Origin of the sequence: Actinomadura oligospora ATCC 43269 (genome assembly GCF_000518265.1) — a bacterium.
Lineage (GTDB): Bacteria > Actinomycetota > Actinomycetes > Streptosporangiales > Streptosporangiaceae > Spirillospora > Spirillospora oligospora.
This window is the reverse complement of record NZ_JADG01000011.1, coordinates 376435-395819: the sequence shown is the minus strand read 5'-3', so window position 1 is coordinate 395819 and position 19385 is coordinate 376435. Positions and strand designations below refer to the sequence as shown.

18 protein-coding genes are annotated in these 19385 nt (G+C 73.8%); 9 read left to right on the top strand and 9 right to left on the bottom strand.

The genetic code is table 11. The annotated features are described in order from the left end of the window. The first annotated feature begins 4 nt into the window (after window positions 1-4). The gene (locus tag P696_RS0119945) at window positions 5-1396 is read left to right on the top strand and encodes a sensor histidine kinase (RefSeq protein ID WP_026413705.1); all 1392 of its coding nucleotides are present in this window, start codon (window positions 5-7) and stop codon (window positions 1394-1396) included. Window positions 1397-1508: 112 nt separating this feature from the next. Then, a complete protein-coding gene (locus P696_RS46830) occupies window positions 1509-2495 on the top strand; it encodes a TAXI family TRAP transporter solute-binding subunit (RefSeq protein ID WP_034485780.1) in 987 nt (328 codons plus the stop codon). Between the two features lie 398 nt (window positions 2496-2893). Here P696_RS46830 and P696_RS0119935 read toward each other — a convergent pair whose 3' ends face one another. Next, window positions 2894-3490 carry a TetR/AcrR family transcriptional regulator gene (locus P696_RS0119935; RefSeq protein WP_026413704.1) on the bottom strand — a complete coding sequence of 199 codons (597 nt, stop codon included), beginning with the start codon at window positions 3488-3490 and terminating at the stop codon, window positions 2894-2896. Between the two features lie 92 nt (window positions 3491-3582). Between P696_RS0119935 and P696_RS0119930 the strand changes: the two genes are divergently transcribed. Both P696_RS0119930 and P696_RS52665 read left to right on the top strand, forming a co-directional pair. Then, window positions 3583-4368: an SDR family oxidoreductase gene (locus tag P696_RS0119930; protein ID WP_026413703.1), complete on the top strand. Its 786-nt coding sequence runs from the start codon at window positions 3583-3585 to the stop codon at window positions 4366-4368. 80 nt (window positions 4369-4448) lie between these two features. After that, window positions 4449-5171: a DivIVA domain-containing protein gene (locus P696_RS52665; protein WP_051467899.1), complete on the top strand. Its 723-nt coding sequence runs from the start codon at window positions 4449-4451 to the stop codon at window positions 5169-5171. Window positions 5172-5199: 28 nt separating this feature from the next. Here P696_RS52665 and P696_RS0119920 read toward each other — a convergent pair whose 3' ends face one another. The 6 genes from P696_RS0119920 to P696_RS0119895 form a co-directional block, all read right to left on the bottom strand. Beyond that, complete coding sequence (locus P696_RS0119920; protein ID WP_026413702.1) at window positions 5200-5841, bottom strand: class I SAM-dependent methyltransferase; 642 nt, start codon at window positions 5839-5841, stop codon at window positions 5200-5202. A 78-nt stretch (window positions 5842-5919) separates the two neighbouring features. Continuing rightward, window positions 5920-6378 (bottom strand): hypothetical protein, encoded by a 459-nt coding sequence (locus P696_RS0119915; RefSeq protein WP_026413701.1) that lies wholly within the window; start codon window positions 6376-6378, stop codon window positions 5920-5922. Continuing rightward, the gene (locus tag P696_RS0119910; RefSeq protein WP_026413700.1) at window positions 6371-7375 is read right to left on the bottom strand and encodes a WXG100 family type VII secretion target; all 1005 of its coding nucleotides are present in this window, start codon (window positions 7373-7375) and stop codon (window positions 6371-6373) included. The genes P696_RS0119915 and P696_RS0119910 overlap by 8 nt, the downstream gene beginning before the upstream one ends. 7 nt (window positions 7376-7382) lie before the next feature. Further along, window positions 7383-7727 (bottom strand): hypothetical protein, encoded by a 345-nt coding sequence (locus P696_RS0119905; protein ID WP_026413699.1) that lies wholly within the window; start codon window positions 7725-7727, stop codon window positions 7383-7385. Next, window positions 7724-8086, bottom strand: coding sequence for a YbaB/EbfC family nucleoid-associated protein (locus tag P696_RS46820; RefSeq protein ID WP_084337821.1), 363 nt, complete (start codon window positions 8084-8086; stop codon window positions 7724-7726). Before P696_RS46820 ends, P696_RS0119905 begins: the two co-directional genes overlap by 4 nt. Before the next feature lie 231 nt (window positions 8087-8317). Then, entirely contained in the window at window positions 8318-9451 is a 1134-nt protein-coding gene (locus P696_RS0119895) for an ROK family transcriptional regulator (protein WP_026413698.1), read from the bottom strand. Between the two features lie 133 nt (window positions 9452-9584). On the opposite strand from P696_RS0119895, the gene edd reads away from it, so the two are divergent. Genes edd through eda form a run of 3 tightly spaced genes read left to right on the top strand, consistent with a single transcriptional unit; the run spans window position 9585 to window position 13078 of the window. Beyond that, a complete protein-coding gene (gene edd / locus P696_RS0119890; protein ID WP_026413697.1) occupies window positions 9585-11441 on the top strand; it encodes a phosphogluconate dehydratase in 1857 nt (618 codons plus the stop codon). Window positions 11442-11469: 28 nt separating this feature from the next. Then, the gene (glk, locus tag P696_RS0119885) at window positions 11470-12438 is read left to right on the top strand and encodes a glucokinase (RefSeq protein WP_026413696.1); all 969 of its coding nucleotides are present in this window, start codon (window positions 11470-11472) and stop codon (window positions 12436-12438) included. A gap of 16 nt (window positions 12439-12454) precedes the next feature. Beyond that, window positions 12455-13078 (top strand): bifunctional 4-hydroxy-2-oxoglutarate aldolase/2-dehydro-3-deoxy-phosphogluconate aldolase, encoded by a 624-nt coding sequence (gene eda / locus P696_RS0119880; RefSeq protein WP_026413695.1) that lies wholly within the window; start codon window positions 12455-12457, stop codon window positions 13076-13078. A gap of 144 nt (window positions 13079-13222) precedes the next feature. Here the strand turns inward: eda and P696_RS57485 are convergent, their stop codons facing one another. Together P696_RS57485 and P696_RS46810 are read right to left on the bottom strand one after the other, a co-directional pair. Next, window positions 13223-13780: a DUF1707 SHOCT-like domain-containing protein gene (locus P696_RS57485; RefSeq protein WP_026413694.1), complete on the bottom strand. Its 558-nt coding sequence runs from the start codon at window positions 13778-13780 to the stop codon at window positions 13223-13225. A gap of 2 nt (window positions 13781-13782) precedes the next feature. Beyond that, window positions 13783-14475 carry a PadR family transcriptional regulator gene (locus P696_RS46810; RefSeq protein WP_084337849.1) on the bottom strand — a complete coding sequence of 231 codons (693 nt, stop codon included), beginning with the start codon at window positions 14473-14475 and terminating at the stop codon, window positions 13783-13785. 378 nt (window positions 14476-14853) lie between these two features. Here P696_RS46810 and acnA point away from each other — a divergent pair, with 378 nt between their 5' ends. Continuing rightward, window positions 14854-17571 (top strand): aconitate hydratase AcnA, encoded by a 2718-nt coding sequence (gene acnA / locus P696_RS0119865; protein WP_026413693.1) that lies wholly within the window; start codon window positions 14854-14856, stop codon window positions 17569-17571. A 388-nt stretch (window positions 17572-17959) separates the two neighbouring features. After that, window positions 17960-19336 carry a pyridoxal phosphate-dependent decarboxylase family protein gene (locus P696_RS0119860; RefSeq protein WP_084337819.1) on the top strand — a complete coding sequence of 459 codons (1377 nt, stop codon included), beginning with the start codon at window positions 17960-17962 and terminating at the stop codon, window positions 19334-19336. Window positions 19337-19385: the final 49 nt, after the last annotated feature.

The window sequence follows — 19385 nt, the reverse complement described above, 5'->3', positions numbered from 1 at the left end:
GGGGATGCGGCGGCGGCTCTACCTGACCTACCTGCCCCTGCTCGCCGCGGCCCTGCTCGCCCTGGCCGTCCCGCTGGCGACCGGGACCGCCGCCCGCGACACCCAGGACATGTACATGGACCGCGCCGGGGACACCGCGCGGTTCGCCTCGCTCGCCGAGACCGCGCTGCGCACCGGGCGCACGTCCGCGCTGCACGGCGAGCTGGAGCAGTACGACGCGCTGTTCGGCATCCGGGCCGTGGTCGTGGACCGGGACGGCGCGGTCGCGATCAGCTCCCGTCCGGACCTGGACCTCGGCCCGGGGGACGTCCGGGAACGGGTGGCCGCTGCGCTGTCCGGCGAGGCCGCCCGCACCACCCCGACCGTCTGGCCCTGGCGGGACGCGCCGATGGTGGTCGTCGAGCCCGTCGTCAGCGGCGGCGAGGTCATCGGCGTCGCGGTGACCGTGTCGCCGACCGATCCGCTGCGGCGGGGCCTGCTGGACGCCTGGACGCGGCTGTGCGCGGGCCTGCTGCTGGTCGTCCTCGTCGGCGTCGTGGTGGTGGCGCTGGTCGCGCGGTGGGTGCTGCGTCCGGTCGCGGAGCTGGACCTCGCCGCGCACGCGCTCAGCGAGGGCCGGTTCGAGAAGCGCGTCGCGAGCGGCGCGGGACCGTCCGAGCTGCGCCGCCTCGCCGAGTCGTTCAACGCGATGGCCGGGCAGACCGCCGCGCTGGTGGAACGGCAGCGGTCGTTCGTGTCCTACGCCAGTCACCAGATGCGCACGCCGCTCGCCGCGCTGCGGCTGTGGCTGGAGAACCTCGAACCCGAGGTCGGCCCGGACGGCCGGACCGACCACGCGATGGCCCTCGAGGAGGTCGACCGGATGGCGCACCTCTACGACGCGCTGCTCGCCTACGCCTCCGCCGAGGCCGGCCCGGTGAAGGCGGACGACGTGGACCTCACCGCGCTGGCCCGCGCCCGCGCGGGCGGCTGGCGGGACGTCGCGGACCGTCGCGGCGTCCGGCTGCTCGGCCCCGGCCCCGCGTCCGCCGGGGTGCTCGCGCGCGCGGCGCCGGACGCGCTGGAGCAGGCGCTCGACGCCATCATCGACAACGCGGTGAAGTTCTCCGGGGACGGCGGCGAGGTGCGGATCGCGACCGAGGCCGTCCCGCCGGACCGCGCCGCCGTCATCGTCACCGACAGCGGCCCCGGCATGACCGAGGCGGAGGCCCGGGACGCCCTCCAGCCGTTCTGGCGACGCCCCGCCGACCAGAACATCGAGGGCTCCGGCCTCGGCCTCACCATCGCGAACGCCCTGGTCACAGCCTCGGGCGGCCGTCTCTCCCTGTCCGCCGCCGACCCGTGCGGCCTCCGCGTCCGCATCGAACTCCCGTCCGTCGCGGAGCCCGGCGCATGAGGCGAGCGCGCGTGGTGCGGCCGATGTTCGCGGAGCCCCGGCCTATGAGGCGGCGACTCGCGTACCGCGGGGGAGCGCACGTGGTGCGGCCGAAGTCCGCGGAGCCGGGCGCATGAGGCGGCGGGTGGTGCTGGCGGGGTTGCTCGCGGGGGTGCCGCTGGGGGCGTCCGGGTGCCGGTCGGACGAGACGGCGCTGCCGCCGGTGGTGATCGCGACCGGCGGGCGGGGCGGCGTGTACCACGCGCTCGGCGAGGCGTTCGCGGCCACGCTGCACGACCGGTGGAAGGTCCGCGCGACCGTGCTGACCACGGCCGCGTCCATCGAGAACCTGCGCCTGCTCGCCGCCGGACGCGCCGACCTCGCCTTCAGCACCGTGGACTCGGCGGACCTCGCCGCGCGCGGCGCCGGGCCGTTCGCGACCCCCTTCCCAGGCGGCGGCGTCGATGGCCGGGTCGCGGCGCTGTCGGGGTTGTACGACGACTACCTGCACGTCGTGGTGCGGGCGGACTCGCCGATCCGGAGGGTCGCCGACCTGCGCGGACGCCGGGTCTCGACGGGCGCGGCCGGGTCGGGGACGGAGGTCGTCGCGGGCCGGGTGCTGGCCGCGGCGGGGCTGCGCGGGCCCGACGCGATCGTCCGGTCCCGGCTGTCGGCGAGCGGTTCGGGGGACGCGCTGCGCGCCGGGCGCATCGACGCGTTCTTCTTCACCGGCGGCCTGCCGACGCCCGCCGTCGCCGACCTCGCCCGGACGGTCCGGGTGCGGTTGCTGCCGGTCGGGGCGCTGGTCACGGGCCTGCAGCGGTCCTTCGGGGAGGTGTACCTGGCCCGGTCGATCCCGGCCGGGACGTACGGCATGGGACGGGAGGTCCCGACGCTCGCGATCCCGAACGTGCTGGTCGTGCGGGCCGACATGCCGTCCGCGGTGGCCCGGGAGCTGACCGCGCTGCTGTTCGCGAGCAAGGCCCGGCTCGCCGCCGTCCACGCGCAGGCGCGCCGCCTGGACCGCCGGGCCGCCCTGGCCACCTACCCGCTGCCGCTGCATCCGGGCGCGGCCCGCTACTTCCGTGAGACCAAGGTCTGGGCGGCGTCCGGGCCCTGAACGTTCCCGGAGCGGGACGGCGAACGCGCCACGGCCGGGCGGGGCGAGAAGGAAGCCGGTGGCCGGGAGGCGTCCTGGGGGGAGACGCCTCCCGGCCGTCGGGCTCGTCGCGGGGGCGTGGACGGGCCCGTGGGGCGGGGGACGGCCGGGGGGATTGGCCGTTCCCGCCCGCCGGTGGCGCTTGACCGCTGTGCGCCGCCGGCTCAGGTCGGCACCGAACGAGAGTGTGCCGTAGCTGCACCCCAACGCTAGGAAGCACGGGCCGATCGGGCGAGCCTCCGCGGGTTTCCCTTACAAATCATTTACATGTTCGCGCCAGCTGATGCGGAAGTGAAATATCCACGTCGGCACGCCACCGCGCGCGGCGGCGTGATGTGGCGTGGCGTGGTGTGGCCTCGTCAGCGGGACGCGGCGAGGATGCGGACGGCCTCCACGACTGCGGCGCGGCGGCGCGCGAGGGCGGCCTTGTCGTCCGACTCGTCCAGGACCATGCGGCGCAGCTGCGGGACGGCGTAGTTCCACGCGACCAGGCCGAGCAGGGTGAACAGCCAGTCCTGCGCGGCGCGGACGCGGGACGCGTCGTCCGGGGCGTCCGCGGCGACGCCCGCGGCGACCAGGGCCTGGGCGTGGTCGCGGTAGGCCCCGCGGCGCTCGTCCTCGCCGGTGGCCTCCGCTGTGCAGGACTCCAGCGCCTCCCACATCAGCAGCCGGACGAACTCGGGGTGCTCCCCGTACCAGTCGAACAGGTGGCCCACGGTGTCGGCGACCGCGTTCGGGTCGAGCGGGCCCTGATGGCAGATCTCGTCCATCTTGCCCCGGATGACCGCTCCGAACAGCGCTTCCTTGTTGCCGAAGTAGAGGTAGATCGCCTGCTTGTTGGCCTGTGCGGCGACGGCGATCCGCTCGATCCGGGCGCCGGCGAGGCCGCGCTCGGTGAACTCGGCGGAGGCCGCCTCGAAGATCCGCTTCCGGGTGGCGGCGGCGTCGTAGCTCATGCCCGAAATTAAACCACCCGGTTGACAAGCCCCGCCGGGCGCGATCATGATCTAAAACAACCGGATGGTTTATTTCGAACGGGAGACCCCTCATGAACCACGTGTCCGACGCCCCCGCCCCGGTCCGCTCGCCGCTGCCCGGCGGCCTGGCCGGATCCACCGCGCTCGTCATCGGCGGCTCGTCCGGCATCGGTCTCGGCGCCGCCCGGCTGCTGCACGACCTGGGCGTCCGCGTCGTCCTCGCCGGACGCGACAAGGCCCGGCTGGACGCCGCGGTCGAGTCCGTCGCCACTGAGGGCGGCGCCGAGGTGCTTGGCGCGGTCGCCGACGCCGCCGACGAGGACGCCGTCCGCGCCGCGTTCGACCTGGCGGGCCCGGTGGAGCACGTGCTGCTCACCGCGGGCGGTTACACCGGGGCGGGCCCGCTGACCGAGATCACCTCCGAGGCCGTCCACGAGGCGTACGACCAGCGGGTCTGGGCCGCGCTGGTCGCCGCCCGCCTCGCCGCCGAGCGGCTGCCCGCCGGGGGCTCGCTCACCCTCACCTCCGGGACCCTCGTCCTGCGCCCGATGCCCGGCGCCGCCGGTGCGATGGCCCCGGTCGGCGGGGTCGAGGCGCTGACCCGCGCGCTCGCGGTCGAGCTCGCGCCGCGGCGGCTGCGCGTCAACGCCGTCCGCTACGGGATGTTCGACACCCCGCTGCTGCGCTCGGTCGGCGGGCTCCCCACGGACGAGGCCGTCCGGGACGCTGGGGCGGGCTTCCCGCTCGGACGGGTCGGAACCGCGGAGGAGGCGGGCGCGGCACCGGTGTTCCTCATGGCCAACACCTACATCACGGGCCAGGTCGTCACCGTGGACGGCGGCCAGATCCTCGCCTGACCATGTCGGCCCCATCTCGTTTACAAGCGGTTGTCATGGGAATGCAAAGCGTGATGACATGCCCGGCGGAAGGGGCCGACATGCTGACGCCGTCCGAGGTCGCCCGGAAGGTGTTCACCACCGTGCGGCTGCGGGAGGGGTACGACCTGGTCGAGGTGAACGACTTCCTCACCGACGTCGAGACCACCCTGACCGCGCTGCACCGGGAGCTCGACGCACTGCGGTCCCGGCCGCCCGAGTCGCCGGAGACCGCGGCGGGTGTCATGCGCCTCGCGCAGGAGACCTCCGACCGGCTGCTCGAGGCGGCCAGGCGTGAGGCGGGCGAGATCGTCGAGCGGGCGCGCGACCGCGCGTCCGCGCTGGAGAAGGAGGCCCGCGCGTCGGCGGCCGAACTGCTCCACGACGCGCGCGCCCGCCACACCGAGGCCGTCCACTCGGCCGAGGAGGTCGTCCGCTACGAGGCCGAGCTGCGCGTCGGGCTGGACGACCAGGTCAACGGCATCCGCGAGATCCTGCGCGGCCTGGAACGCCAGCGCCGGGCCCTCCCCGGGGGCAACGGCCGCCCGCGCCAGCTCCTGATCCCCGTCCCGCCGCCGCAGCCCGAGGCCGGGGACGAGCCCGTCCAGCCCCAGGCCCAACCCCCGGCTGTGGCTCCGGCGAAGCCGCAGCCACAGATGCACGGGCCGGTGGAGGTCAAGGTTCCGGGTGCCCTGGCCAAGGGGCTGAGCCCGGCCAAGCCCCCGGCTCAGCCGCAGCCACAGCCGCCGGGGCTGGACGTGGAAGCGGAACGGACCTCGGCCTAGATCCCTCTGGGGGCCAGGCGTCGGAGGGTCATGCCTTCCGGCGGGCCTTGACGGTGCAGTCGAGGCGGGTCACGACGGTGCCGTCCGGGGCGCTCTGCTGCCGGTCGTGCTCGGCGGCGCGCTGCACCTCCCACTCGGCGGGGTCCAGGTCCAGGGTGACGACGACCTCGGCGGCCGTCGGCAGGAAGTTGTGGGCGTCCGGGGCCCACGGCGGCGGGCCCGCGTGGCCTTCGACCAGCAGCGTCCCGCCGGGGGCCACGGCGTCGCGCGCAGCGCGCAGGATCCGCTCCGAGATCGGCTCGGCGGGGGAGTGCAGGAACTGCGAGGTCACCAGGTCGAAGACGCCCTCGGGGAACGACTCGGACAGGTCCCGGCGCTGGAACTCGATAGCGTCCGCCGTCCCGGTGTCGACGGCGTGCTGCTCGGCGCGTCCGATCGCGACGCCCGAGACGTCCACGGCCGTGACCTTCCAGCCCTGGCGGGCGAGCCAGACGGCGTCCGCGCCCTCGCCGCAGCCGAGGTCGAGCGCCGTCCCGGGAGTCAGGCCGGAGATCTCCTCGACCAGGGCGGCGTTGGGGTTGCCGCTCCAGATGTGCCCGTGGCCGTGCCCGTGTCCGTGGCCGCCGTAGCGCTCGTCCCAGAATTCTTCGTTGGTCAGTTCCTCTGCCATGCGCACAGCATCGCCAGCCACCGCTCAGAAGCGCAAACCCCGTTGCCGATTCAGCAACGGGGTTCGCGGACGAGCAGGTCAGGCCGTGGCCTCCTCGTCCACGTAGGCCATCGGGTCGGACCCGCTGGCCCGCATGACCGCGGCCCGGACGGTTCCGACGATGCGCTCGTGGTCCGGGCCGAGGCTCCACGTCCGGCACGTCCGGCCGGACGTGTCGCGCACGAGCAGCTTCGGCCACTGCGGTCCGAGTCCGCCGGGACGGTTCTCCTGGAGGAAGGCGATCTCGGCGAGCGGGAAGGTGTGCGTGCCGAACGTCCGGTGGACGGTCAGCTCGTCCGGGCCCAGCACGATCCGGCGGTGCAACGCCGCGCGCAAGGGGAGCCCGACCAGCAGCACCAGGCCGACGAGCGCCGGGACGAGCACGGCGGGCTCGGCCGCCCGGCCGGGGCTCCCGCCCACGGCCGCGCCCATCACGACGACGTACACCACCGGGAGCAGGAGCGGCGCGGACCGGAAGCCCTTCCAGGTCTCAGACACCGAGGTTCAGCTTCCGGTTGATCTCGCCGGGCGGCGGGACGTTGCTCTGGTCGTCCTCCTCGCTCTGACCCAGCCCCGTGCCGATCTTGGTGCCCGCGGCGACGGCGCCGTCCTTCGGATCGTAGGAGAACGGCGTCCGCGCGCCGTTGGCGCCGCCGAGGGCGGTGCGCGCGTCCCGGCCGTCCGAGACCAGGTCGCGGCCGAGGCCGCCGGGGCCGAGGCTGGTGTTGCCGCCCTTGCCGGTCAGCTTCCACACCGCCGAGTTCCGCAGCGCCTTGAGCTTGGTGATGACCTTGCGGACGACGTCGGCCATCTTCCTGAAGACGGCCAGCACCTTCTGGACGATCCGGGCCCCGCGGCCGGTCGCGATCGCGGCCTCGGCGGTGGTCGCGCCCGCGGCGGCGACCTCGCTGGCGCCGAGCGTCGGGATCGCGGCGGCCTGCGCGGCCAGCCAGGTGATGATCAGCCACTCGACGAACTGCGAGATCAGGTCCTTGATCAGGGACATCGCGGTGTCGCAGAGCGAGGCGGTGAGGGCGAGCAGCCCCTTGATGTCGCCGATCGCGTTGGCGGTGTCCCGGGTGCCCTGGATGAACTCGCTGATCCTGGTCTTCCCCGCCTCGCTGGCCGGGCCCGTCCAGGTCTCCAGGTCCTTGGCGAGGTCCTTCTCCATCTGGTCGGCGAGCGAGACGAGGTTCTTGGCGACGCCGTCCCACTCCCCGCGGTGCTCGCCGATCGCGCCGTCGTCGCCGGTGACCCAGGTCAGCATGTCGTGCAGCGGCTTGATCACGTCGACCAGGAAGCCGACGCCCGCGCCCACCAGCGCGCCGAGCGGGTCCATCCAGGCGGTGAACCCGGTGTAGCCGAGGTCGGCGATGTCACCGGCGATCGAGGTGTAGTCCTCGCTCTGGTAGTGCTGGACGCCCTTGGAGACCTGGCTCCAGCCGGGGACGTTGCCCTCGCCCGCCTTGTACGGGTCATCGAAGATCTCCACCATCGCGCGCTCAGTCCTTCCCCGCCGGGCCCGGCCTGATCTCCGGGCGGTCGGCCTCCAGCGCGGAGATCTTGGCGAGGATCGACTGGTTCGCGCCCGCGTAGTTGCGCGCGGTCTGCTCGATCCCGCTCTCGATGCCCTGCAGCGACTTGACCAGCAGGTCCAGGTGCTCGTTGACGTCCTTGGCCGCCTGGTCGTAGTGGACGCTGAAGGCGATCCCGACCGCGCCCCACTCGTGGCCGGAGACGTTGATGTCCTTCGCGGTGCTCTGGATGGACACGGCCGCGTCGCTCATCCGGTCGGCGCTCTCGGCGGCCGACAGCAGCTTGTCGACGTCGTGCGTGGTCTCGGTCATCGGCGTCCGCCCAGGTCGTCCCGCGGCGGGGCGGGGAGCCGGGAGTTCACGAGCGCCTCGACGTCCATCCCGGCCGGGGCGAGCGGCGCGACGGCCGCGGCCATCCGGCGGGAGACGTCGGCGCTGGCCGCCGCGATGGTGCTCATCAGCGTCGCCGAGAGCTGGGCCGCGCCCTGCCGGAGCGCGCGCTCGCTGAGGTTGATGTCGGTGATGGCGCCGCCGGGGGCGACGGTGACCGTGACGTTGCCGTCGGCGGACTGCGCGGTGCTGCGCATCGCGGCGATCTGCCGGCGCATCTCCGCGTAGCGTTCCAGCTTCTCGTTCGCGTCCTTGGTCAGGTTCTCCAAAGCCTTCTCCATGGCTTCGGGAGACTGATCGAGCACAGTTTCGCCCCCGTGACGAAATAAAGGGATGGGGCGTGAGAGCGTAAACGATGCGTTAAGCGCGCCGCAAGATCGCGCACAGGTCCGGGGGACGCCTGGACACAGGGGTTCCCGGCGTTCGGATTACGTCATTCTCCGCGTCGCCGGTCGCTATTTCGCGCCGGGCGCGAACGGGCCGGAATGCCCCAGGGAGTGGGTCGGGGGCCGTCAGCCGGAAGCCAGGACGGCGTCGATCGCCTCGGGCGCGAGCGTGTGGTCGAGGACCATCGCGGCGCAGCCGGTGAGGCCCGCCAGCTCGCCGAGGCGGCTCGGCTCGATCCGCAGGGTGCGGGTGGCGAGCGCGGTCGCGCGCCGGTAGACGACCTCGCGGACGCCCGCGACGAGCGGCTCGTACGCGGCGGTGAGGTCGCCGCCGAGGATCACGACGGCCGGGTTCAGGATGTTCACGGCGGCGGCGATGACCTCGCCGAGGCGGCGGCCCGCGTCCCGGACGATCAGGACGGCCTCGGCGTCCCCCTCCTGCGCGCGCGACACGAGCGTGGGCAGGTCGGGCGCGCTGGACAGGGCGACGAGGGCGGCGCCCCCGGCGACCGCCTCCACGCAGTCGAGGTTGCCGCAGCGGCACGTGATGCCCGGACCGTTCGCGACGGGGACGTGCCCGATCTCTCCGGCCGCGCCCTGCGCGCCGCGCTGGACACGTCCACCGGAGACCAGGCCCGCGCCGATGCCGGTGGAGACCTTCACGAACAGCAGGTCCGCGACGTCCGCGTGGTGGGCGCGGTGCTCGCCGAGCGCGGCGACGTTGACCTCGTTGTCCAGCAGGACGGGCGCGCCGAGGCGCTCGGCGACCGGGGCGGTGTCCCACAGGTCGAAGTCGGCCGGGTCGGGCGCGCCGATCCCCGCGCCGCGCACGGACGACGCGGGAAGGCCGCAGGCGTCGAGCAGGGCCGTCCACTGCCGGACGAGCGCGGGCAGCGCCACCTCGGGCAGCCGTCCGGGCGGCAGGTCGGCGTCGGCGCGGCGCAGGATCGTCCCGGCCAGGTCGCAGACCGCGAGCTGGCCGCGGGACTGGCCGAGGTTGGCGACCAGGATCGCGCCGCCCGCCGCGTCGAAGGCCAGCCGCGCGGGCGGCCGTCCGCCGGTGGACGGCCCGTCGGCGTGCTCGACCAGCAGCCCGTGCGCGATCAGCTCGGTCACCCGGGCGGCGACCGCGGGGCGGGACAGCCCGGTGACGCGGGCCAGCTCGGCGCGGGTGGCGACGCCGTCCTCGCGGACGAGTCGCAGCACGTCCCCGCAGGTGGCGGGGCGTCGCGCGGGCGGATAGACGGGCCGGTGGGGCATCGGATCATCCAAGCATGTGGACGGGGTGGCCGAAACTTATGTAAAGATTACTGCGTAAGTCTGATGACTTGTATGACTTATGTCCGCTAGGTTGCGTGTGTCGTTGTCCGTCCCCTTCGGCTTGGAGTGTCCGATGAGCGCCGTTCCGGTCTCCCCACACCCCGTCGTCGCACGGGTCACCGAGCGGATCGCCGCGCGCAGCGCCGACCGCCGCGCCGCCTACCTGGGCCGTATCGCCGACGCGCGCACGCGGGGACCCGCCCGCGGCGGGCTCGGCTGCGCCAACCTCGCGCACGGCTTCGCCGCCTGCGCGCCCGACGTGAAGCTCCAGCTCCGCGGGGCCGTCACGCCCAACATCGCGATCGTGTCGTCCTACAACGACATGCTGTCCGCGCACGCGCCGCTGAAGGACTACCCGGACGTGCTCAAGGCCGCCGTCGCCGAGGCGGGCGGCACCGCGCAGTTCGCCGGGGGCGTGCCCGCGATGTGCGACGGCATCACGCAGGGCCGCGCCGGGATGGAGCTGTCGCTGTTCAGCCGGGACGTCATCGCGATGGCCACGGCGGTCGCGCTGTCCCACGACATGTTCGACGGCGCGCTGCTGCTCGGCGTGTGCGACAAGATCGTCCCGGGCCTGGTGATCGGCGCGCTCGCGTTCGGGCACCTGCCCGCGATCCTGGTCCCGGCCGGGCCGATGGCCTCCGGGCTGCCGAACGCGCAGAAGGCCGCGATCCGCAAGCGGTTCGCCGCCGGGGAGATCGACCGGGACGAGCTGCTCGCCGCCGAGGCCGACTCCTACCACTCGTCCGGGACCTGCACGTTCTACGGCACGGCGAACTCCAACCAGCTGCTCATGGAGGTCATGGGCCTGCACCTGCCGGGCGCGAGCTTCGTCCCGCCGCACACCGAGCTGCGGGACGGGCTGACCCGCGCGGCCGGACGCCGCGTCGTCGAGATCACCGACCTGCGCGGCGAGGCGTACACGCCGGTCGGCGAGCTGCTGGACGAGCGCGCGTTCGTCAACGGCGTCGTCGCGCTGCTCGCGACGGGCGGCTCCACCAACCACACGCTGCACCTGGTCGCCATGGCCGCCGCCGCCGGGATCGAGCTGACCTGGGACGACTTCGACGAGCTGTCCCGCGTCACGCCGCTGCTGACCCGGCTGTACCCGAACGGCACCGCCGACGTGAACCACTTCCACGCGGCGGGCGGCACCGGCTTCCTCATCCGCGAGCTGATCGGCGCGGGCCTCGTGCACGGCGACGCCCGGACGGTCGGCGGCGCGTCCCTGGCCGAGTACGCCGTCGTCCCGGCGCTCGATGGCGGCGAGCTGACCTGGACGGACGCGCCCGCGACGTCCGGTGACGCCGAGGTGCTGCGTCCGGCCGCCGAGCCGTTCGACGAGCACGGCGGCCTCCACACCGTCGACGGCAACCTCGGCCGCGCGGTCGTGAAGGTGTCGGCGGTCCCGGCCGAGCGCCGCACGATCGAGGCACCCGCGCGGGTGTTCGGCTCGCAGGACGAGCTCCAGGCCGCGTTCGCCGCCGGGGAGCTGGACGGCCGGGACGTCGTCGCGGTCGTCCGGTTCCAGGGACCCGCCGCGAACGGGATGCCCGAACTGCACAAGCTCACCCCGCCGCTCGGCGTCCTCCAGGACCGCGGGCACCGTGTGGCTCTCGTCACGGACGGCCGGATGTCCGGCGCGTCCGGGGCCGTCCCCGCCGCGATCCACGTGTCTCCCGAGGCCGCGGCCGGTGGTCCGCTCGCGCGCGTGCGCGATGGGGACGTGGTACGGCTGGATGCGGACAAGGGGCTCCTGGAAGTGCTGGTCCCCGACGACGAGTTCGCCGCGCGCGAGCCCGTCGCGCCGCCCTCCGAGCTGACGGGCGGAGCGGTGTACGGGACCGGCCGCGAGCTGTTCGGGGCGTTCCGCCGGGCCGTCGGCCCGGCCGAGCGCGGCGCGGGCGTGTTCGGCGGCGTGGCCGGCTGAGCGTCCGCAGGCGAGGAGGAAAGACGACATGACGACGCCGTGGCTGGTCGCGGACGTGGGCGGCACCAACGCGCGGTTCGCGCTGGTGGACGGCCCGGGAGCCGCGCCCGAGCGGGTGGCCGCGCTGCCCACCCGGGACCACCGGGGCCTGGCCGAGGCCGCGGCCGCCTACCTCGCCGAGCACGGCGGGGGAGCGCGGCCCGCCGCGGCCTGCCTCGCGGTCGCCGGGCCGGTCGTGGACGGCCGGATCCGGCTGACCAACGCGGGCTGGGCGAACGACACGGTCGAGCGCACCCGCGCCCACCTCGGCATCGAGGACCTCACGGTCATCAACGACTTCGAGGCACTGGCCTGGTCGCTGCCCGGACTCGGGGCAGGCGACCTGATGACCGTCGGCGGGGCGCTTCCGCCCGCCGGCGGTCCGCGCGCGGTACTGGGACCCGGCACCGGCATGGGGGTGGCGGGCCTGGTCCCAGTACCGGACGGCGCGGGAGGCGGCTGGATCCCGGTCGCCGGCGAGGGCGGCCACGTGGACGTCCCTGCGGGCACCGACCGGGAGATCGAGGTCATGCGGCTGCTGCGCGCCGAGCTCGGCGTCGCCAACGCCGAGTACCTGCTCTCCGGTGACGGCCTCGCCCGGCTGTACCGGCTGCTGGCGATGCTGGACGGCGTCCGCGTGCAGCCGCTGACCGCCGCGATGATCGTCGACCGGCGGGACGAGCCCGCCTGCGCCGAGGCCCTCGAGGTCTTCTGCGGGCTGCTCGGCTCGTTCGCCGGGAACGTCGCGCTCACGATCGGCGCGACCGGCGGCGTGTACCTGGCGGGCGGCATCCTGCCGCGCGTCCCCGGCGTGCTCCAGGCGAGCGACTTCCGCCGCCGGTTCGAGGACAAGCCGCCGGTCACCGACTACCTCAAGGGCATCCCCACCGCCCTGATCGTCCACCCGCACCCGGCGCTGGTCGGCGCCGCCGTCCGGCTCACGAAGACGAACGCATGACCCTCCTGGAGCAGGCATGAACGCCCACGAACTGCTGGACCTCGCCCCGGTCGTCCCCGTCGTCGTGCTGGACGACGCGGAGGCCGCCGTCCCGCTCGCCCGCGCTCTGGTCGCGGGCGGGCTGCGCGCGATCGAGGTGACGCTGCGCACGGACGCGGCGATCGGCGCGATCGAGCGGATCGCGGCCGAGGTGCCGGACGCCGTGGTCGGCGCGGGCACGGTCGTCACGCCGTCCGACGCCGAGCGGTCGCTCGAGGCGGGCGCGACGTTCCTGGTCAGCCCCGGCTGCACGCCCGCGCTCCGGGACGCGATGACCGCGACCGGGCTGCCCTTCCTGCCCGGGGTGTCCAGCGCGTCCGAGGCGATGGCGCTGCTGGAGCACGGCGTCACCGCGATGAAGTTCTTCCCGGCCGAGGCGGCCGGGGGCGTGCCCTTCCTGAAGGCGCTCGGCGGGCCGCTGCCGCAGGTGCGGTTCTGCCCGACCGGCGGCATCACGCCCGAGTCGGCGCCGCGCTACCTCGCGCTTCCGAACGTCGGCTGCGTCGGCGGGAGCTGGCTCACCCCGGCGGATGCCGTCCGCGCGGGCGACTGGGACCGCGTCACTTCCCTCGCGAAGCAGGCCGCCGCACTGGCGTCCTGACCCAGGGCTCGCGGCCTCCCCGTCCCATGGGGGTGAGGACGGGGAGGCCGCGATATCACCCCGCGCGCCACACCGGGCCGGGCGTCACCGGACCGGACGTCGCGGGACCAGGCGTCACCGGGGCGGGTGTTGCCGGGCGGGGTGTCAGCGGGGCGCTCCGCGGTGTCGTCGCGCGTGGACGAGCAGCGCCAGCGCGCGGACGACCCACAGGACCAGCACGACCTGGAACACGGTCAGCAGGGCCGTGCCCACGCCCGCGCTCAGCGTGACCGCGACGAGCAGCACGGCGAGGACCGGGAAGATCGCGCGCCGCCGGTGGTGGCCGCGCCACGCCGGATGCCCGCCGTCCGCCCACGGGGGCGGACGTCCCGGCGCCCACATCGGCGCCTGCCCCGGCTCGCGCCACCCGCGCGGTCCGTGCGGACGCCGTCCGTACGGCCCGGGGCCGAAGGGCCCGAAGGGGGCGAGAACGGGCTCCCGCTCGGGGGCGGGGAGCCCGTTCGGCTCCGGCAGGTCGCGGACGACGCCGCGCAGGTCGCCGAGCGTTCTGGCGGCGAGCGCCGCGCCGAGCCGTTCGTCCAGCTCGGCCCGGTCGAGGCGGCCCGCCGCGAAGTGCTCGTGCAGCGCCAGCGCGACCGCGTCCCGCTCGGCGTCCCCCACGCGCAGGTCGTCGGGTGTGCCGGGGGCTCTGGGGTTCGTCATGGCTACTCCTCCCGTTCGGTTCGGCCCGCCTCGGCCCGGCCGCCCTGCGCGGCCCGGCCGCCCGCCTCGGGGGCGTCCTCGGCCAGGATGCGGTACAGGTCGCGGCGGGCGTCGGTGAGGATCGCGACCGCGCGCTCGACGCCGTCCGGGGTGCCGGAGCGCAGCACCTCCACGGCCGCCGCGCCGGTGCCCGCGATCGCCTTGAACAGCTCCGGGACGCCCTCGGGGACCCCTTCGTTCATCCGCGCCCACGGCTCGGCCAGCTCGTCGGCGTGCTCCTCGGCGTAGGCGCGGCCCTCGTCGGTGAGCCGGAAGACGCGGCGGCCCGCGTCCTCCTCGGACGCGACCAGGCCCTCGTCGGCCAGCTGCTGGAGCGCGGGGTAGACGGCGCCGGGGCTCGGCCGCCACGCGCCGCCGCTGCGCTCGGCGATCTCCTGGATCACCTGGTAGCCGTTGCGGGGCCGCTCGGCGAGCAGCGCAAGGATCGCGGCCCGGACGTCGCCCTTACGCGCCCGTCCGCCGGAACCGCCCCAGCGTCCTCGCTTCCACGGCGGCCCGCCCGGCCCGAAGGGGCCCGGTCCGCCCCAGGGACCGGCGTTGGCCCACGAGCGGGGATCGCCGAACGGCCAGCCGCCGTGACCGTGACCGTGGCCGCCGGGTCCGCCGTCCGTCCGGAAAGCGTGTCCCCATCCCATCTTCACCACCGCCTTCTGAGAGATCTCTTTGATCCCTCGCGATACGACAACGATATATCGAAGACGTACGGCGGTCCAGGGTGGTTCCCGTTCCGGGGGCCGTCCCGAGGTATGTTGATGTCGAGATAAATTCCAGATAGCTTGATGTCGAGAGAAAATCGGCGGAAGTTGGGTGGGGCCGGGTCCCGAGCAGCCAGCCGGGTGCGGGAGGATTCAGGTGGGGCGAGTGACAGCGTCCGCCCGGCCCTGACCGGCCCGGGTCGCACTCCACGACCGGCCGCCGCCGGGCGGGACGGCCCGCCTCGACAAGACGACCAGAGATTTCGCCGCGCAGTCGTGTCCCGGACCGGACGCGCGGCGGTGACGGAGGAGGAGTCCGTGTCCGCGAACAGCTTCGGCGCCCGCAGTGAGCTGCGGGTTGGCGAGAAGTCCTACGAGATCTACCGGCTGGACGCCGTCGAGGGCTCGGCCCGTCTCCCGTACAGCCTGAAGGTGCTGCTCGAGAACCTGCTGCGCACCGAGGACGGCGCGAACGTCACCGCCGACCACGTCCGCACCCTCGCCGGCTGGGACAGCAAGGCCCAGCCGAGCCACGAGATCCAGTTCACCCCGGCCCGCGTGATCATGCAGGACTTCACCGGCGTGCCCTGCGTGGTGGACCTGGCGACGATGCGCGAGGCCGTCCGCGACCTCGGCGGCGACCCGACCAGGATCAACCCGCTCGCGCCCGCCGAGATGGTCATCGACCACTCGGTCATCGTCGACTACTTCGGCAGCCCCGAGGCGTTCGAGCGCAACGTCCAGGTCGAGTACGAGCGCAACAAGGAGCGCTACCAGTTCCTGCGCTGGGGCCAGACCGCCTTCGACCAGTTCAAGGTCGTCCCGCCGGGCACCGGCATCGTGCACCAGGTGAACATCGAGCACCTGGCCCGCGTGGTGTTCGACAACGAGGGCGTCGCCTACCCCGACACCTGCGTCGGCACCGACTCGCACACCACGATGGAGAACGGCATCGGCGTCCTCGGCTGGGGCGTCGGCGGCATCGAGGCCGAGGCCGCGATGCTCGGCCAGCCGATCTCCATGCTGATCCCGCGGGTCGTCGGCTTCAAGCTGACCGGCCAGCTCCCGGCGGGCACCACCGCCACCGACCTGGTGCTGACCGTCACCGAGATGCTGCGCAAGCACGGCGTCGTCGGCAAGTTCGTGGAGTTCTACGGCGAGGGCGTGGCCGAGCTGCCGCTGGCCAACCGCGCCACGATCGGCAACATGAGCCCCGAGTTCGGCTCCACCTGCGCGATCTTCCCGATCGACGACCAGACCCTGTCCTACCTGCGCCTGACCGGCCGCTCCGAGGAGCAGATCGCGCTCGTCGAGACGTACGCCAAGGAGCAGGGCATGTGGCTCGACCCGTCGGTCGAGCCGGAGTTCTCCGAGTACCTCGAGCTGGACCTGTCGACGGTCGTCCCGTCGCTGGCCGGCCCGAAGCGCCCGCAGGACCGCATCTCCCTGTCCGACGCCAAGGACACCTGGCGCCGCGACGTCCAGAACTACGTCAAGGACGGCGACGAGGCGGGCATCGAGTCCTTCCCGGCGTCCGACGCCCCGGCCGAGCACGCCAACGGCGACCGTCCGCACCGTCCGACCGTCGTGAAGATGGACGACGGCAGCGAGTTCACGATCGACCACGGCGTCGTCGCGGTCGCGGCCATCACGTCCTGCACCAACACGTCCAACCCGTACGTGATGGTCGGCGCGGGCCTGCTCGCCAAGAAGGCCGTCGAGAAGGGCCTGACCCGCAAGCCGTGGGTCAAGACCTCCCTCGCCCCCGGCTCCCAGGCCGTCACCGACTACCTCGAGCGCGCGGGCCTGTCCGCCTACCTCGACAAGATCGGCTACAACCTGGTCGGCTACGGCTGCACCACCTGCATCGGCAACACCGGACCGCTGCAGCCGGAGATCTCCAAGGCGATCAACGACAACGACCTCGCGGTCACCGCGGTGCTGTCGGGCAACCGCAACTTCGAGGGCCGCATCAGCCCCGACGTGAAGATGAACTACCTGGCCTCGCCGCCGCTGGTCATCGCCTACGCGCTCGCGGGCACGATGGACATCGACATCCTCAACGACGCGATCGCCGAGGACGCCGAGGGCAACCCGGTCCACCTCAGGGACCTCTGGCCCTCGACCGAGGAGGTCGCCGAGATCGTCGAGTCGACCATCGGCCAGGAGATGTACCTGAGCACCTACGCCGACGTCTTCAAGGGCGACGAGCGCTGGCGCGGCCTGGACATCCCGACCGGCAACACCTTCGAGTGGGACGGCGACTCCACCTACGTCCGCAAGGCCCCGTACTTCGAGGGCATGGAGATGGAGCCCGCCCCGGTCTCCGACATCTCCGGCGCGCGCGTGCTCGCCAAGCTGGGCGACTCGGTCACCACCGACCACATCTCCCCGGCGGGCTCGATCAAGGTCGGCACCCCGGCCGCGCAGTACCTGCAGCAGAACGGCGTCGAGGTCCGCGACTTCAACAGCTACGGCTCGCGCCGCGGCAACCACGAGGTCATGATCCGCGGCACGTTCGCCAACATCCGGCTGCGCAACCAGCTGCTGGACGGCGTGGAGGGCGGCTACACCCGCGACTTCACCAAGGAGGACGCGCCGCAGTCCTTCATCTACGACGCCGCGCAGAACTACGCGGCGCAGGGCACCCCGCTCGTGGTCATCGCGGGCAAGGAGTACGGCTCCGGCTCGTCCCGCGACTGGGCCGCCAAGGGCACCGCGCTGCTCGGCGTCCGCGCCGTCATCGCCGAGTCCTACGAGCGCATCCACCGCTCGAACCTGATCGGCATGGGCGTCCTGCCCCTGCAGTTCAAGGACGGCGAGTCCGCCGCGTCCCTGGGCCTGACCGGCACCGAGACCTTCGCGATCACCGGTGTGGAGAAGCTCAACGAGGGCGGGACCCCGCGCGAGGTGACCGTGAAGGCCGACGGCAGGGAGTTCCAGGCCGTCGTCCGGATCGACACCCCCGGCGAGGCCGACTACTACCGCAACGGCGGCATCATGCAGTACGTCCTGCGCAACCTGCTCCGCAAGTAGGCAGGCCACGCGTCACAGGCGCACGGCACGACGGACGGGCCGTCCCCTTCACGGGGGCGGCCCGTTCCGCTTGTCACGGGGCAGCGTGCTCCCTCCCGCGCGGCGCGCCGGCTCGAGGGCCCGGCCGCGCAGCCCCAGGCGCACGTGGGACGGACGGTCCGAGCGACGCGCGCCGAGCAGGTGGCCGAGCCCCAGCGGCGCCGCGACACCACCACCACGCGTGCGGGGGCACGCGTCGGAGGGGCCGCCACTTACGGACGGAGGCGCGACAGGGTACTTTTCTTTTGAGGCCAAACGAGAACTATGTGGCCTCTCAGCATGTTTGCGGCCTTTGTAGGCAGTTGTTGTCAGCGTGTCAGCGTGTCAGCGTGTCAGCGATGGAGGTGGCATGGGCGGCGGTATGGACCAGGCCCTGGGTTCGCCGTGGGGCGACGAGACGGCCGTGGTGGACGCGCTCCTGGAGTGGGCGAAGCGCCGGGTGGTCCGGTCGGGCGACCCGAAGACCACGGCGCGGCCCGCGTCCGAGCTGCGGAACGAGGCCGGGAAGACCGTCACCCCGTCCGGGATCGGCGCCGCCGAGGCGATGCGCGTCTTCGAGGAGGTGCTGCTCCCCGCCACCCGCTCGATGGACGACCCGCTGAACCTGGCCTACATCGCGGCCGCGCCGTCCCGCACGTCCATGGCATTCGACTGCGTGGTCGGCGCCGCGAACGTGTTCGGCGGGCTCTGGGAGACCGGCGCGGGCGCGATCCACGCCGAGAACGAGGCCATCGCCTGGCTCGTCGAGCTGCTCGGCTGGCCGTCCGGCGCGGGCGGGACGTTCGTCTCCGGCGGCACGGTGGGCAACCTGTCCGCGCTCGCGACCGCCCGCGAGACCGCCCGGCACCGGCTCGGCGGACGTCCCGAGGGCGGCTGGCGGCTCGCCTGCACCGCCGAGGCGCACTCGTCGATCAAGTCGGCGGTCCGGCTGCTGGACGCCGACGTCGTCGAGGTCCCGGGCGTCCAGGGACGCCTCACCGGCGACGCCCTGCGCGCCGTCCTCGCGGCCGAGCGCGAGGCGGGACGCGCGGTCTTCGCCGTCGTCGCGACCGCCGGGACGACCAACGGCGGCCTGATCGACGACCTCGACGGCGTCGCCGAGGCGTGCCGCGAGTTCGGCGCCTGGATGCACGTGGACGGCGCGTACGGCGGAGCCGGGCTCGCCGCCCCCTCCGTCCGGGACCGGTACCGCGGCATCGAGAAGGCCGACAGCTTCATCGTGGACCCGCACAAGTGGCTGTTCTCCACCTACGACTGCTGCGCGCTGATCTACCGCGAGCCGCGCCTCGCCCGCGCCGCGCACACCCAGCACGCCGGGTACCTGGACGAGATCGACCGCGAGCAGTGGAACCCGGCCGACCTGGCCGTCCAGCTCACCCGCCGCACCCGCGGCCTGCCGTTCTGGTTCGGCCTCGCCACGCACGGCACCGCCCGGTACTCCGAGGCCGTCGAGACGACACTCGCCACCGCCCGCCGCGTCGCCGACCACATCCGGGCGTCCGGGCACCTGCGGCTGCTCCAGGAGCCGACCCTGTCGGTCCTGCTGTTCGAGCGGGTCGGCTGGACCGAGGAGCAGTACTCGGCCTGGTCGCGGCGGAACGCCGTGGACGGCGTGATCCTCTGCGTCCCCACCAAGTTCGAGGGACGCACCGTCCTGCGCCTGGCCTTCGTCAACCCGATGACCCGGGCCGACAAGGTCATCCCCATCCTGGACACCCTCGTCTGACCGCCGCGGCCCGCGGAGGGGTCAGCCTTCCCGGACGCCGCGTCCGCGG